A 16,708-nucleotide genomic window follows, 5' to 3' on the forward strand; every position below is an offset into this window, starting at 1 on the left:
TATTACGAGGCAAGACAATGTCAGCCCTTTGTCAATATCCGTCGCAGACCAGCTTATATGTGCCAGACACCTTATCGCCGGGTGATAGCGTGCGGATGGCATACCTGCTGCCGGCGGGTGTGACGGGGCCTCAAACTTTGAGCTTGTCCGATGCCATCTCTTCAGGGGGCTGGTTCGTCGTTGTGCCTGGACTGATACCGGCTCAAATAGACAATTTTGTTTCAGCCGCTCAAGTCTATTTCGCCAACAGCGCCAGAGCGGGCGCGTTCGCCGCGTGGTTTCAAGACATTGAAAATCCTGCGGCCGGGTTAAGTGGAACGGTTGTCTATGCGACCCGCTCCAACGCGCAGGCTGTCGTAATCCGGTCGGCGCTGATCCAGGGTGCCAATTTATCCATCAATATCGACAGTGGTTCCATTCTTGCCGTTTCCGAAGATGGATTGAGCTTGTCCATCTCCGGAAACGGCAATAGCTGGTCAGTAACGCCGTTCGGCTCTCGCCAGCCTTATCAACTGCCCTGGCTGAGTGGCGGCGCTATCAATGTGCTTGGTCCCAATACCATCTCTGGTTGTTTCCAGTTCTCGGTGTCCGTCACAGAGGCCGCAGCCGAACAGTTGGATGTCGGTCTGCGTTCCTACACCGCGCCGGTTGGCGGCGGTTACGCTCAGAGCGCGAGCCACCGGTTTCTGGTTTTCGGCACTTCTGGCCTTTCGCTGGACATGACGCTCGACCCCTTGGCTCCGCTTGACCATCTGCGTAGTTTCGCAGGGTTTATCGCCAATCAGTCGCCACTGGCCTCAACCTACCGTACAGCCGTTGGCGAAACGGTCAATCTTGCACCCGCAGCCAATGCCTCGCTGGTATTCACTGAGCGGCTTCTTGCCGTTGACGCCAGCGGCAACCCTGTCGTTCTGCCAGGCAACAAGACTGTTGCCATGACGCCCTGCGGGGATTTTACAGTATCGCTGCCCGGGACCAGGAAGACGTCGCTGCCCGGTTCCGCCCCCGATCTCAGTTCAACGCTGATGTGTGGCTTATCAGCGGTGGAGTATCTTGGTATCAATGCGTCAGCGACGCTGAGTTTCGTTCCGGATCAACCGGCGTTTTCTGCGACGCTCAGAGCCGCCACCGGCACCGGAGCCAGTGACACGAAGCGCGTCTATGGGCCGCTCACTGGCGCAGGCCGGACTTCATGGGCCTACCTGTCCGTAAACGATGGCTCGGCCTATTTCGCGCAACCCGACAGTTCGGTCCTGCACAATGGGCCGGGGGACGCGTCCTCTCCGTTCTTGAACTATCTGCCGGTGGAACTCGGAGTACTCCCACCTTCAGCGCTGCGCTCAGATGCGTTTGGAGATGGGCTGGATGGCTATCCGTTATTGCCTTACGCCGGTGTGACGGTCGGCGTCGGCCTGACCACCGATGACATCTCGCAGTTCGAAATGCAGGCCTGGGCCCCCAAGCGCAAGGCGCTGATCCAGCAGGCGGTCAATCTCAGCGCGAGTCGTCTCACTGCATCCGCCGCAACGCTGCCCTCACCGCCGTTCGGCACAACCCCCCAAGGTCTGCTGCTTGAGTTCAACCAGGCCGGAAACGAATTGGGCTGGGCTCACCTGACCCTGGGTAACTCTCCTTCAGTCGTGCCGATGTATCGCAGCGACACAGTCGTTCTCAGCGCTGTCGATGGCACATTGAAGGACGCGCTACAAACAAACCAGTTGGCGCTGATCATGTCCTCTGGCGATCGCTTTGCGGCCTGTGGCAGCTTCCCATATGTACTGACGCAGGAACGCTACCTGACCCTGAAAAATGTCATCACGGATGCGAGTGTAACGACGGCGATCGCCCCCTTGGTTGTTGGCGTCAGCCCCGGTTCTGGTATGTGGCCAGATGAAGCCGCGCTGAACATTTCGCTGCAGAGTGTCCTGACGACAACTCAGTACGATACCTGGGCCCAGACAATCCGTTCTTATACCGGCGACTTCAGTCTCTTCGTCGCTGATTGGGAGTTTGACTTGTCCCCATGGCGCTGGGCGGATCACAACTCAATCGTCATTTTTAAATTCTGCAATAAGCAGTTGGTACAGATCGTCGCAGACACCGCTCAATGGACTGAGGGCGACGCCTTCAATACTTCAACGGCTGCGACTCAAAAGATCATCTCCGACATTTTCGATGACGCAACAAGCCGGCTGAAAGCAGGCGATACCGACCTCAGCTACTTCGTCAATACTGTGATGCTGAGCGCCAACTGGAACGGCATACTTGTGTTGAATGGGGAAGTCCCCCTTTCCGGACTGCCGCCGCAGTTGGAGGGACTTGCCGCCGGTATCGACGCGTCGAAGTTCCAGGCCCACCATTTAGGCATCACCGTCACCCCGGTCGTCACCGGTGCCGCCGAGTACGTGACGACAGCGAGCTCGGCGTTCGGCCTTATCGACTATAACTCGCTTGAACCTTTGACCAGCACTCAGCCATATGACTACAAGGTGCTGTCACTGAAGGTCGGGATCGCCAACTCAGAAATCATTTCCTTTTCCAGTTCGATCGAACTGATGATTAATGAATTGTTCGGCGAACAATCAACGCAGGAGAACGCGTCCGACAACAATCTGGTGCTCTACGGCACTTATCAGAAGAGCGGTGGGGTAGGGGCCTACTCCTTTACCAGCAATGGCCCCACGTCCTACAGCATGTCGAGCAGTACGCTCTACATGGTCAACATTCAGACCGCGTCCTTCATCACGGTTACCAGCGGTGAGGACGATCCAGGCGACACCACGGTTAATTCGCTTTTCCAACTGAGCGGTTCGGTTTCGTTCCTGCCGCAGACCGGGTTCGATCTTTTTTCCTATGGTCCCGAGCAAGCTGTCATCGATATCGGCGGAATAGGGAGCGGCCTGGCCTATTCGGCGTTGTCGATCGACATGACCTTCGATCAAGCATCGCCCACTTATCGGACGTTTGTGTTTGATGCCACAAAGATTTTGCTCGACCAGGGCGCCAGCCAGGTCCGAGTACTCAGTCTGGCCGCCCACTTCCCGATGAAGCTAACGGGCTTGGTGCAGGGCACAGGGCAGACAACCCCGGACTCGATGGGCTTCATGCCTGTAGATTCTCCGATTCAGGGAAGCATGCTCACAGCACCATGGTTCGGCCTGGAATTCGAACTCGATCTCGGGTCTCTGGGCGCTCTCGCTGCGCAGGCGGGCTTTACCGCATCGCTGATGTTGGGATGGGCGCCCAATATGAACGGTGTAACCAACTATGTAGGCCTCAGCATGCCAGGCGTCAGCGGAGGTGATCGCGCGATCTCGCTGCAAGGCGTGCTCAAGCTGGCGTTCGGCGATGTTTCGTTCCTGGTTCAGCCACCGACCTACATTCTTCAGCTCAAAGACATCGCGTTGAAGTTCTTGAGCCTCAGTTTCCCGCCGAACGGGCAGATCAACATGCTGATGTTCGGCAATCCGGACGCCCAAACCAGCGGCGCGCTGGGCTGGTACGCCTCGTATCTGAAAAACGGCGCGGGCGGTAACACGGGTACAGGTAAAAATGCTGTCAGCCGCCTCAAGGCCACCGCACACGGAAATACGGTGCTGATTGCGCCGCAACACGAGACCAGAAGGCAGGGAGCCAAGAAATGAACATCCAGGATCTTTGGACCAGCCTCCACACCAATGACTATCTGAACGCTTCGAACACGAACCTGGCCCTGCCGGCCGACAATCAACTGGGATCGGCACCTCTTACCGCGCTGCTCAGTGATGCCACGCTGTTTCCAAGCGCCAGCCTCGAAATGGCGCTCACAAGCGCAACGCCGCCGGGCACGGTCATCACACTCGTCGGCACGTTGACCGGCACCTTCATGGGCTTCACAAAGCCGGCTGCCACCGCCGTGTTCAGTGTCGATAGCGATGGAGTGGCCGAACTGTCTCTCGCGGTCACTTTGGGTGACGGGCAGGTGCTGGGTATCGCGTTTGCCAAGATCGCCAACGACGTTCCAGGTCAATATGATTTCACGGGGGCCAGCCTGACTGCGGCGTCAGCAGCATCGGGCAGTACGCTGACCTTTTCAGGTGTGCCCGTTCCTCCCAAGACCTATGCCAAGCTCTGGAGCGGTTCCATTTCACCGGTGGCCGGTGCAATCACAAGCTGGGCTAACCCCAGCACCACATGCCCTGTTTTCTCGCTCTCAAACAAGCTAGCTATCACCGCGCCACAGGCCGGGTTGCTCACCTTCAAGGCACAACTCTCGCTGACGAGTTCGTCTTCCGGTGGCGCGGGTCAATTGGTCGGTGAGATCCCCGCCGGACAATTGGCAGTCAGTGCCGTCCCGATGTCGAGCGTCTTGCCTGTCAATGAGGGGACCGGCCCGGTTTTCAGCACCGCAGATGGCTGGAAGCTCAATATCCCGGACCTTTCGAGCCTCGCTGCGCTGTTCGTCGGTACGCAGCTTGCCGCTTATGTCCCACCGCGTTTTCCCCTTGGAAGTGCCCTCAACGTTACCCGTATAGCGTTGTCGCTGGCCTATGGCGGCGCCACATCGTCCGTGATGACTACAAAAGTGGTCGAAGACACGTCGGTCTCGCTACTGCCCCTTAATGCGGCGAACCTGGATAGCATCGAGTTCTCGTTCTCTATGGTGCTCAGCAATGTGTTGAGCTTGAGTATCAGTGTCGGGGGCAATTTTCATTTCTTCGGTAACCAGACCCTCAGCTTCTATGCAGGCGTCTCTGTTCCCTCACTGATCGGTCGGTTCTACAACAACAACGCTATCGACGTTTCTGACCTGCTTTCCGTTGTCGATATAACGGGCATCCCACAAAGCGGCTGTGTGTTCGACACGCTGAGCGCCACCGTAGATGTCAACAACGGATACTATTCCTTTACTGGCCAAGCACTCTTTACCCAAGGTGACTGGTCAATCAATCTCGGTAGCGGAATTAAACTCATCGAGATCGACAGTCTCGGCCTGACTATCAATAAATCGGCAGCGATCACAACGGCTCAACTCTCGACTTCATTTGTGTTTCTAGGCTCTGAGTTTTACGCGACGGCTTATAACAGCTCCGGTTCAGCGGGGTGGGTGTTAACCGGTACGATGTCGCCGAACACACCGATGAAGATCGCCGATATCGCGCGTCAGCTCCTGCCCTGGATCGCTGACGCCGTACCGGACATCACCATCAACTACCTTCAGTGCCAGTTCGACACCAGCAACAATACCTACATGGTCAACGTCCAGGTCATGTGGAAACTGGACATTTTGCCGATATCGATCGCGGCTGAATTCATGCTGCGATCCAGCCGCATGAGTTCCACTGCTCCGGCCCAGTATTCCGGTTATGTTCGGGGCACCGTCGACATCAATGGCATGATCCTGGGCGTGGCCTACCTCTTTGATCCGACCACCAGCGACATTATCTTCAGTTATAAGAGCCTGTCGGTCACCTATCACAAAGACAACCAGGTAGCCGCCAATACCTATGTGGCGGTGAGTCTGAACAACAGCACCGTCGGCGACCTGTTCAGTTTCCTGCTGGAGTTCGCCGACCCGGGTCGGAACATCTCGCTCTCTTCGCCTTGGGACGTGCTGGAAAAAATTGGCTTACCGAACCTGACAGTCAAAGTCTATCTCCAGACCAAGAACATTGAAGTCGACATGGATCTGGGCGTCGATCTGGGCTTCATGAAACTCACTAAATTTGTCCTGAAGTACAGCAAGCAGTACGGCAAATCGAAGTTCGACCTCCAGCTCAGCGGGAATTTCCTGGGGCAGGATTACGGCCAGAACGGCGCCGCGCCACTCAGTTGGGATCCGCTGAACCAGGCACCGCCCGTTGTGCCTGGCTCCGGCACCCAAAGTTTCGATCTTGAATACCTTGGCCTGGGTCAGCGCATGGCCCTGCGAGAGACACCACCGGCGACGATGGATGGTGTCATCAAGGCCCTTGAAAAAGCGCTGGTACCAACGGGCAACCCACAGCAGAATCCGGCCACACAGTTACCGGGGCTTTCCTATGACGCGGGCTCTAACTGGCTGATCGGAACCCGTTTCACCGCGATGTCCACGGTACAGCTCAGCGTCGTCTTCAACGACCCCAATCTCTACGGCCTGCTGATCCAGCTTTCCGGCAGCCGGGCAGGCTCTTTGGCGGGCCTTCGCTTCGAAATTCTGTACCGCAAGATCAGCGACACCATCGGTGTCTACCATATCGAGTTGACGCTGCCCGATGCCATGCGACACATCGAGTTGGGCGAAGTGTCGATCACATTGCCAATCATCACGCTGGACATCTATACCAACGGCAACTTCCGTGTGGACGTCGGCTTTCCGCCAAGTCTTACTGACTTTTCCAGATCCGGTTCGGTCCAGGTTTTCCCGTTCATTGGCTATGGCGGCTTTTACTTTGCGGTTCTCAACGGGACGACCTCGACCAATGTCCCCGTCATCTCTAACGGCAATTTCTCTCCTGTTCTCGAGTTCGGTCTGGCACTCCAGGTCGGCGTCGGAAAAACCATCTCACTGGGCATCCTGTCCGGAGGTATAAGCATCACTGTCGGTGGACAGGTTCAGGGGGTACTTGCCTGGTTCAATCCCACTTCGGCCAACCTGTCGCCGGAACGTTACCTGCATCTACGCGGGACCGTGGCGGTGGTCGGTATTGTCTACGCGACCGTCGACTTCGGAATCATCCAGGCCAGCGTCAATCTCACAGTCTATGCCTCGGTTTCTCTGGACATGCAGAGCTACAAGGCCATCCTGCTTGAGATCAGTGCAGGGGTGCGCGTCAGTGTCTCGATCAAGATCGTCTTCATCCGCATTCGTTTCTCCTTCTCGGCAACCATCACCGAGAGCTTCACCATAGGCTCAGACTCCACCACCCCCTGGCTCATTGCCTCGAATTCAAACCCTCAGAGCATCCTGCGGGGGTCTTACCGGACCCAGGCCCCGGTGCTGCGCCAGCGGCCCTACGCAAAGCTGCGCAGCCGAGCCGCTCGCAGCCTGCAAAAGCGTGGTGTGCTGCTGCGCCGGTCCGCACTCAACCTGGCTGCGACGACTACGGTCAACCTGACGGCGATTCCATTGATCTCCCAGGCGTTGCCCAGCGACTTCAGTTTCCCGGGTGCCCCGAGCTTTCCTGGTACCAGCATGAACCCGGTACTTGCCCTGCTGCTGGGCATGGAGACGTCGACGGATCCCGCCGCTGGTACCAACCAGTTCCTGACATTTGTCACCGACTGGATCACCGATGCTATCGGTCACACTCAGGAAACGCTTTCGGCTGCGTTGATCGATGAAATTCTTGACGCGTTGTCCTTGAGCGATGTGGCGTCCACGATCTTCACCTACAGCGCATTGGAGACGTTGTTCACCAGCAACAACATCCAGTTTGCGGTCGCGGCCCGGCCGACAACGGATCCCGGCACAGAGATCCCCATGGCCTTGATGGCCATGATTCCCGAACTGACGATGTCTACGCCTGATTTTTCCATAAACTTCTTGTCTGACCGCGTGCCGGAAGGCGACTACGAACAGACGATCCAACAGTACTTTGCCGACCTGGCCGCCCAGTTCGCCGCCCGTAATACGGGCTCAACCCTGCAGGCCGAGGAGTTGATGGAAACGCCGGAATCCATGGCAACCCTCATATTCCGCTACTACTTTCAGATGCTGACCAAGGGGCTGATGCAACAGGCCAAGAGCCTGCTGGCCGATCTCGACCTGCAACTTGACGAAGGCCAGACCGCAGCGGCTTCGCTGACCTCGATCGCCAACAGCTTTACCAATAACTACACGGTACGTACTGGCGATACACTTGCCTCGATTGCCCACTTATTCGGCGTGAGCGAAGCGGATCTCAGGGCGATCAATCCGAACTACCAGAGCGTTGACCCGACTGTCGGCCAGACGATTTTCATCCCCACGACTACGGTCACGTACACCAGCCAGAGCGGCGATACCCTGGCCGGGCTCAGTGCATGTTTCGGCGTCTCTCCGGCCGATCTACAGGCCGCCAATCCCAGCGTGGACTTCGACAACCTACCGGCGGGGGCCGCGCTCACGATCCCGGCGATGCGCATCCTGCACACCGTCATTGCCGGTGAAAGCGGGGCATCGGTCGCCGCAGATTTCGGCATCGACCCGGGCACGCTCAAAGCAGCCAACCCAGGCGTCGACTTTAATCCGCTGCCGGCCGGGACGGAGTTGTTGATACCTCTGCAGGTGACTCCTTATATGGTCGCCGCCAGTAATCAGTCCGCACAGAACGTCCTCAATACCGCGGTTACGCTTGTTCTCGGTGACATCACCTTTACGGCCAAATCAACCGACAGCATCACCTCGTTGGCGGCCCAGTTCGGCGTCACCGCCGAGCAATTGGTGACGACAAACGCCGAGAGCCTGACCGTGATAAACCCGGGCCAGTCAATTGTGCTCGGCGATCTGACCACGGTGACCCGGGCAGGGGACACCTACAACTCAATCATCGCTTACTGGTACGACCGTATCGCTGATTTCGATCCGACGACTCTGACCACGGCCAATCCGAACCTGACCTTTACCGGCGGTCAGACGCTCTCGATCCCGCAGACCACCACGAATAACACGATCTACACGGTTCAGAATGGGGACACCTTCGCCAAGGTGGCCGCGGCGTATCCAGGCCTCACACTCTCCCAACTGCTCAGCAACAACGCCGCAATCGGTCTTGATGTCGGCCAAACCGTCAACTTGCCGGCCGTCTCGGTTCCAACCAGCAGCAGCTTCATCCTGCCCTACGCGGCCACGACGGGCGATACACTGACCTCCATCGCCGCAGCGTTCTTCGCAGCCGATGACCAAACCCAGGCGGCGGCGATCCAGAGTTTGCAGCAGTGGAATGGCACCCTGGTCGCAACGGCCCCGCTGGCTGTCGGCCAGCTCATCAACATTCCGTATGCCAGCAGCTTCGGGAACATCCAGCGCCAGTATAAAGTCTCTGCGAAGTTGATCGCAGACAGCACGGCCTCAGGGATGGCATCGCTTCTGGCCGCCCGGGCGTCGCTGACAGCGCCGAATGTGAGCCATTCGATAGCGGCCGCCGACACCCTGGGCGGCATTGGCGCGGCCTACGACCTTTCCCTCGAACAGCTGACGGATCGTATCGCCTTGGTCACGGGCCTCTTTATGGTCGATGCCACGTCGAAGGTGCTGACCCTGTCTGTTGTTGCTATCCCTGGCATGCGCTTGTCGGTGCTCACCAATAACCTGGCGTCCATGGGGATGTTCACCGATGCGCTGAACATGACCAGCCGTTTCATGATGAGCGGCCTGCGAGCCCCGGCGCCGCAGTTCGCTGGGCAGCCAGCCCCATCGGCAACGGTGGCATACCCGCTCTATGCCCTTATCGGTCAGGAGTACCCGCTGGGCGCGGTTGCCATTGGATACGACATCAACATCGGCAGCTCAGGTGCGTCGTGGGTGTCCGTTGACCCCAGCGCTGCCGTCATGCCGCTGGTCCAGCCAGAAGTCGACCAGATCAATAGCTTCAAGACGCTTACTTTCCAGCCCAGCGTCTCCCAAGCCATTGCATTGCCGCAGTTTAGCTACACGGCCGATTGCCAGTCGGTGGGCACGATCAATCGCTGGGTGACCCCGCAAGTGCCGGCGGCCATCGTCCCCAGTGGCCAGAAAGTGGTGCAGCCGTCGATGTGGACGCTGCCCGATGCCATGATATCGGCGCTTGCCGCCAGTCCGACCGGCACGCTGCTGTACCAGCCAAAATCCGGCACCACGATGTCCGATGGCAGCATCGAGAGCGTTGCCCTCGAAAACACGTGCTATGCGACCTCGATCAGCATCGATATCCAGACGATCCCTGACGCGCCCGATGGCACCTATATGGTCGCCGGAGCGGATCAGGCGGGGATGCAGCGGCTGTTGGCACTGTGGGAGTTCCTTACCACCAACAGCGAGACCGCGACCCTCTATATCGCTTATCCGGATCAGAGCTCGTCCAGCACGACCGGTGTTTTGGTCTCTGACACGCTGAGCCGCACCGACAGCTTCATCCTGAAGACGAACCTCAGCACAGAAAGCCATGGCGCACCACAACTGACGCTGCGTAAAACGCCGATTCGCATGCTCAACACCGGCCTGTTGGAGACGCCGCTGGCCGATCTCGAACCCGCCAATTCGCTCAACTTCCTGCAATTGCTGTGGGAATGCAGTGTGGTCAAATCCGGTGGTTACTATTTGCGCTATGTGACGAGCGACGGAACGCTGGGTCTGCCTCAAACCCTTTTCACCGGCGGAACCCAGGCGACCATTCAGATCATCGTGGTCGCCGACAATCAGGTGGCGGGTAGCCCGGTAGCGTACGCCTTCAACAACGTGGCGCTGATCGGTGACAACGTAGATGCCGGTACTCACAACATCTTTTTCGAGGCGCTGACCCACGAGGTCACGAGCTCAGACACGCTTGCCAGTGTGGCGCAGCTCTATGCCTCTTATGTCAGTCTTGATGCCGTCTCGCTGGCGGAGCTGAACCAGACCGTTGTCGGAACCATGGTGCCGGGCACCACCGTAACGGGAGCGTCCGGCCAGGTCGCAGCGCTGGCCACTGACAGTTTCCTCAGCCTGGCGCAGCGCGCCGGCGTGACGGTAGCCGCGATTGCAGCCGAGAAAGCCCAGGTGACTGGTTGGCTCCAGCCGGGCAATGATCTTCAGTTCTCCGGGAACCCGGTCCAGGTCGTCGCGCCCGGCGATACGCTGGCATCCATCTCGCAGGAATATGACTTCCTCGATCCGGAGGCGCTGGCCGCTCTCAATCTCAACACGGTTAACCTGCTCTTGGTCGGGGCGACACTCACAATCCCAACTAAGGCTGACTACATCATCCAGGCCGGCGACACCTTTGGCAGCATCGCGTCTGCCCAGGCGATCGATCTGTCACTGATTGCCGATACAAACCAGGACGCGCAGATCCTGGCGGAGGGCCAATCCATCATCGTAGGGGGCGGCACACTCAACCTCACCGCCACCTTGCCGCAAGGGCACGTCGGTTTCGACGTCACCCGGGCGAACCCACAGCCCGTCGATACAGCAGAGGAAACCGATCAGCAAGCGCTGAACACGCTCTTCAACCTGCTCGGCTTCCAGATCACAGAAACGGCTGCCCTCAAGGCCAGCAATGAGGGGCTGCCCGCCGGCCCCACGACTGAGAACGATGATGCCCCCTGGGACTACCAGCAGGTCATGTCGGTGCTTGCCTTTGCGAAGGTCAACCATGCGATCGAAAGCGCTCCGTTGCCGCCACCCGCGTTGAACCCCTATGCAGGCATCAGCCCCAATGCAATGTCCGAGGTCGCGCTTGCGTTCCAGGATGTACTCGGCAACCGCACCAACGGCTCGGTTCTAAGCCCCATCGATCAGCCGCTGGGCTACACCGATTCGATGGTTTCAGTCGGGGCATGGCCCTCGGCGACGACGGCTTATCGTTTCTCTTCTCCGGCATCGGGGGACAACAATCTGTCGGTCACCGTTTCGATTTCGCCGACTCAGTTCCTGCCGGACAACTCTCCGCTGCAGATGCTGGGGGGCGCGCCAAGTGCCGAGCTGTCAACAGCAGCGGCCATACGCGCCAGCGGGGCCCTGGCAACCTATCAAACCGTTTCTTACCAACTGCAACAGCCCGATGTGACCGGTTGGCTGAGCACGACCCTAGGCACTGTCGCGGATGCGCAAAACGTTGGCGAAACGGCTCGCGTTCGTCTCCTCGGCCTGGCGAACTCCGCCTATGTCTTCTTGACCGGCGCGCAGGGCCTGGTCGTTGATCCGGTGACGCTGGGGGCCAATGGCTACAAGAACATCGGGTCGTTGTTAAACCTTACGTTGTCGCAGAGCTCCACAGGCTATGCGGTGACGGCCGCCAATCTGGGACAATACAACGCTGCTGCCCGGGCCGATCTGCTGTGGGGGCAGGGCACTCAGCTCGCTGTTCCGAGCAACTATCTGGTGCTGTCGGGCGATACGCCCCAAGCCATCGTCACTCGCCTGGACGGCGCCATCGACCTGGCCACGCTGGCAGACAACAACGCCGCAGTAAAAGTGGCCCAGGATGTAATGGTTCACACAGCCGTACGCTCTGCGACGGTTGGCTCGGCCGGGCTGTCCCTCAGTGCGATCGGGCTTCAGGTCGGCACACTGGTGGTTGATGGCCCTGGCAGTGTTCCGGGGTTGGTGACGCCGAACTCGACGGCGCCGCTCAGCGCAAACCTGACGCTGACCTATTCCGACACAACGGGGCAGTACAGCTACCAGACAACGGCCAGCGTGACGCTGGAAGACGCTGCGGCCAGCTTCACCGAGCAAGTGCGCAAGAACAGCGGTGATCAGGAGGCTGTCGTCACAGTGCTTGAAGTCGCCGGGGCCAATGAGTTCCTGGACGACATCTGGCCAGTGGGCACGAAGCTCACAATCTCAAGCGTACTGTCCAACTCCAACGACACCTTGACGTCACTGGCCAGCGATTTCGGCGCTCCGCCCGGCGCAACGGGTTCGCCTGAAGCCCAGTTCCTTGCAGGCAATGCTCAAGTGCCCGGCATCTGGGAGGTCAATACCGCTCTGTTCATTGAGACGGTGCCTGTTTCCATTGCAGAGGGCGAGACGCTGGCGGATATCGCCGGTGCGCATGCCAGCGACGTGGGCTCGGTACTTGATCAGAACCGCTCGGTGCCATTCCTGGACTCGGCTCTGCTTGCCATTCCGTACCTGGCGAACAACATCGGTATTAGCGCCAGCATCTATGGCGCAACGGGTGCCGAGACGCTTTCGGACATTATCGCCAAATATCCGGGATGGAGCCTGGATGGGCTCACTCAATACAATGGTGACGTACCGGGCCTGTTCGCTTCGGTGGCGATCAATCTCAATGGTCGGACGATAACGCCGACCGTGACATCGACGATCAACACGCTGGCGCTGGCATTCGGTCTCAGCGTCAGCGATTTCATGGCCCAGATAACCGGGCTCGCCGGGATCATCGCGGCAGGGGCCGCCATTGTCGCTCCAGCGATGACCTCGCTCAGCGGCGACACCCTCCATGACGTGGCGTCCCGCTACAACCTGGATGACGGCAGCCTTGCTTCGGCTTGTGCTTCGTTGCCAGGTTTTCTGCCCGCCAACATGACGATTACCATTGATGGCACCCAATACCAGACGTATGCCAACGACACCTTTGGCTTGCTGACGGCGCGTATCAACGCCGACCGATTGGCGCAGAACCTCACACAGATCAGTGTGGCCGATGTTGCCGCGGCGGCGTCCGGTGTTGCGGTCAGCGCCCGTACGCTGCTGGCGCCGCCGCTGACCGGTTCCGTGCTGGCGGCGGTTACCCCGGCTAAAACCAAGGCAATCTTAAGTCTCGGCGTGACCCTGACGATGAGCCGCGATCCGTCCCTGCTGGCTCCGGCCTTCGCAGGGGCGCCCCATGTCGTTTCAGCGCGGACCGATATACCGGCCCAGCCATTTGCCGGCTTGACGGCTGTCGACCAGGGATCGCTCCAACAGTTCGCGATTGATTTCGAGACGGCTTTCCCGGGGCTGAAAATCGCAACCGGCCCCGCATCGACACAGACCCAGGGCACCCCGCAGATCAAGAAACCCTCGTTGAAGCTGGCAGCCACTGCCAACCCGGCATCGTCGACAGGTGGAAAGACGCTGTGGGTGGTCAATTTCTCAGAGTCCGGCGTGGGCATCACCTACGAGGTCAACAAATCCGGGGTCCGCTACTTCGGCGTAACGCCTCTCTCGACCGTTGCCTGGAACAACACCGTTGAAGTCCCAACCTATTCCAGCGACAAGGGCTTGGTCTGGAGCGGTAAGCAGCAGGCTTTCCGCGCTGCGGATCCAGACCAATGGAACCAGCAGTTCCTGGCCGCCATCGACTTGTTGCTGTCGCCGTCATATGCCGTGTCGGGGTCCTCGGACAGTAAAGTCGCCGCCAATATTGCCGACGTGATTGCCGCTAAAGGTGGGATCGCGACCGGCATGTCCGGGATCGTCGCGCCGATTCTCGGGACCGACAGCATGGGGCTTGATGAGGCTCAGGCCACGCTCAAGCAACAGTTGCTGACGACCTTGAGCTCTGCCTACTCAGTGCAGACGTTGGTCCAAATCGATCTCGATGTTCAGGGCCGCGGGGCTGGCAATGACCCAACCACGGCGCCACAGCTCTCCGGCAACCTGGTGGCCGGGGTCATCCGTACGCCGGATGATACGGCTGAGGTCGCCGATCCGAACCAACCGTTCGCACCGCTGGCGGCCCGGGCCCAGGTTTCCCAGAGCTTCCTCGTGGAGACCATTTTTTATGTCCCGAACATCATTCGCCCGGGGCTGACTGTGAGCTATGCCGGTGTCCCTGATACCTACACGACCACGGGCTCCGATACGCTCAGCACGATTGCCGAGTTCTTCAAGGTCAAGCAGCCCGGGGATCTACCTCTCGGGTTGACGCTGGCCGCCACCGATGAGCCGCTGTTCCTGGGGTCCACGGCGATCAACGTGACGTCCTATGTGGTGCCTGCCTCGCTCGCGACGATCACGGACGTGGCGGCATGGATGAACGTCGAGATAGCGGATGTGGTCAACGCCAACTCAGAGCGCACGGGCTTCTTCGCCGTGGGCAGTACGGTCACCATCGACGGCAACGCGTTCACGCCGAGCGCTACAGATACGCTGGAAGCGATCGCCACCCATTTCGGTGGTCAAGATCAGTTCTCGGACAACCTGGCGGATATTGATGCAGGAACACTGCCTGGCAGCTACACGTTGAACAGCTCGGCGCCTGCGCGTGGTATTCAGAACGTCCCACAAATGAGCATTGCCACTGCAAAGGGTGCGCTTTCCACCAACGGTTCACGAATTACCACCCTGTTCGGGGTCAAGGACCCGGCCATTCAGAAGTCGGTCGTGCTCAATCTCGACTATCAGGTCAGCCAGCTGGAGTTCGATCTTCATTCGGTGGATGGTATCCAGGGGTACAAGAGCTCGTCCTGGCTTAACTTCATCGTTCCCATCGTCAACGGCGCCGACACTGATGGATATGTCGGCCAGATCCAGGTCCCGGTCCCCTTACGCGGTTACCCGGGCCCCGCGATCATCTCGGATCAATCTGCGAGCAACGCAACCGATACGCCGGAGCCGGCTAAAGTGCTGGCCCAGTGGGACTACGGCTTCACCACGAAGCGGCAGTACGCGGCCCAAGATCAGATGACGCTGGAAGTTCGTTTCAATCAGACCAGCGATGACAGCGCGGATGCGCTGGACTATGCGAGCGCGCCTAAGTACGAGAGTGTCATTGAGGTGTTGGCGGCTTTTTCGGCGGTCTGGCCCGCGATATCGGCTGACCTTGCGCAACTGCCGGATACTTTGGCCGATACTGCGAGCCCGGCCGCTGCCAACGCGGTAGCCGCGCTCGCAGACCTGGCGGGCAGGCTCCAGAATGCGTGGAGCGGCGTGCATGCCATGAAGCTGTTCGCAGGCCTGCCTGAAAAGACTTTCAGTTATCTGATGTCGACGTTGGTCCGCGGGGTGCCGGCCCATATCAGCGGCGTCACGCTGGATCGCATCGGGCAGATGACGGATTTTTCGGTAGACCCTGACGATTTCCTTTTCGTGACCGATGCAAGCTATACGGTCGACCTAAACAATGGGGTTGTTCCGGCCGCGCTGGCGACCGAGTTCGATGGATATGGCTTCAAACTCAGTGGCGAGCAGACGATCAAGCCTGCGGTCGTCGGGAGCGGTAACACTGACTGGCTGGTTGTCGATCCGGCGGGCACGCAAAAAATAATAGATGGGCAAAACAATCCTCAAGTCTTTACTGCACCGCAAACCTACAGACTGACGTTGTCGGGTACGGAGGCATCAGCGGTGATCAAGGTCTATCGCCAGATACTGTGGCCGGGCCTGAAGTATGTGCCTCCCGGCAATGGGGTTGAAGGGCAGGGGGCCTGGCTGAGTGCCTCTCAGGCAGGGACCCGCTTGGCATTTGCGCTGGAAAAAGAGCAGGCGCTGATTTCAGACCAGTTGGAACTCGATTACGACTTCTACCGGCTCAATCTGCTGTTGCTGCAGAACGCCAGCGGCGGAACGTCAATCTCGCGCAACGCCAACTTGATTGCCGGCGCCCAGATAAACCCACTGTTCATCTACAAGACACCGGTGGTGAAGTTCCCAACACGGATCACTCCGTTGCTCAGTCATACCGAAACCGTACCCATGACGGGGCCAGACTTGACTGGCGCACTCAGTAATTTCTTCGAGACGCTGGTGGCATCCCAGACCCAGGCCTTGCCGGGGACGATGCGCCAAATGCGCATCGGCGCCGCTTACTGGCAATCGGTGGATGGAAAGACCGATCCGACAATACCGGGCAGTCTTTCCTTCCGTAATCCTTTGATATTGGTGCCAACCGTTCAGTTCAACGTCGACACAGACTGGAAGGCCTCTGGTCTTGTGGGAGCACTGGCTTCAGCCATGACAAGCAGCGCCGAGCAAATGGGTATTACGGCCGCGGCGCCAGGGCAGTGGGTACTCGATGTGCTGGTCTATAGCTACGTTGATGGCGCCGATAAGCTCACCGGGATTCTGGATATTCAAAATCAGATCTACCCTGCCTGAGTAGTGCGCAGTTGAGGCGAAGCAGCTTTTCACCCATGAAAG

General features: G+C 58.9%; 2 protein-coding genes. Both read left to right on the forward strand.

The window, feature by feature from the left end:
- The first annotated feature begins 17 nt into the window (after nt 1–17).
- Nucleotides 18–3,644 (forward strand): hemagglutinin, encoded by a 3,627-nt coding sequence (locus ACWNZ1_RS08445; RefSeq protein ID WP_456027554.1) that lies wholly within the window; start codon nt 18–20, stop codon nt 3,642–3,644.
- On the forward strand, nt 3,641–16,666 hold the full coding sequence (locus ACWNZ1_RS08450) for a LysM peptidoglycan-binding domain-containing protein (RefSeq protein ID WP_456027555.1): 13,026 nt from the start codon (nt 3,641–3,643) through the stop codon (nt 16,664–16,666). The genes ACWNZ1_RS08445 and ACWNZ1_RS08450 overlap by 4 nt, the downstream gene beginning before the upstream one ends.
- Nucleotides 16,667–16,708: the final 42 nt, after the last annotated feature.

The organism is Pseudomonas sp. CFBP 5748 (assembly GCF_053850495.1).

What these genes read in the sequence shown, in the direction of transcription:
- ACWNZ1_RS08445 (WP_456027554.1), top strand. Translation starts at nt 18, where the DNA reads ATGTCAGCCCTTTGTCAATATCCGTCGCAGACCAGCTTATATGTGCCA.
- ACWNZ1_RS08450 (WP_456027555.1), top strand. Translation starts at nt 3,641, where the DNA reads ATGAACATCCAGGATCTTTGGACCAGCCTCCACACCAATGACTATCTG.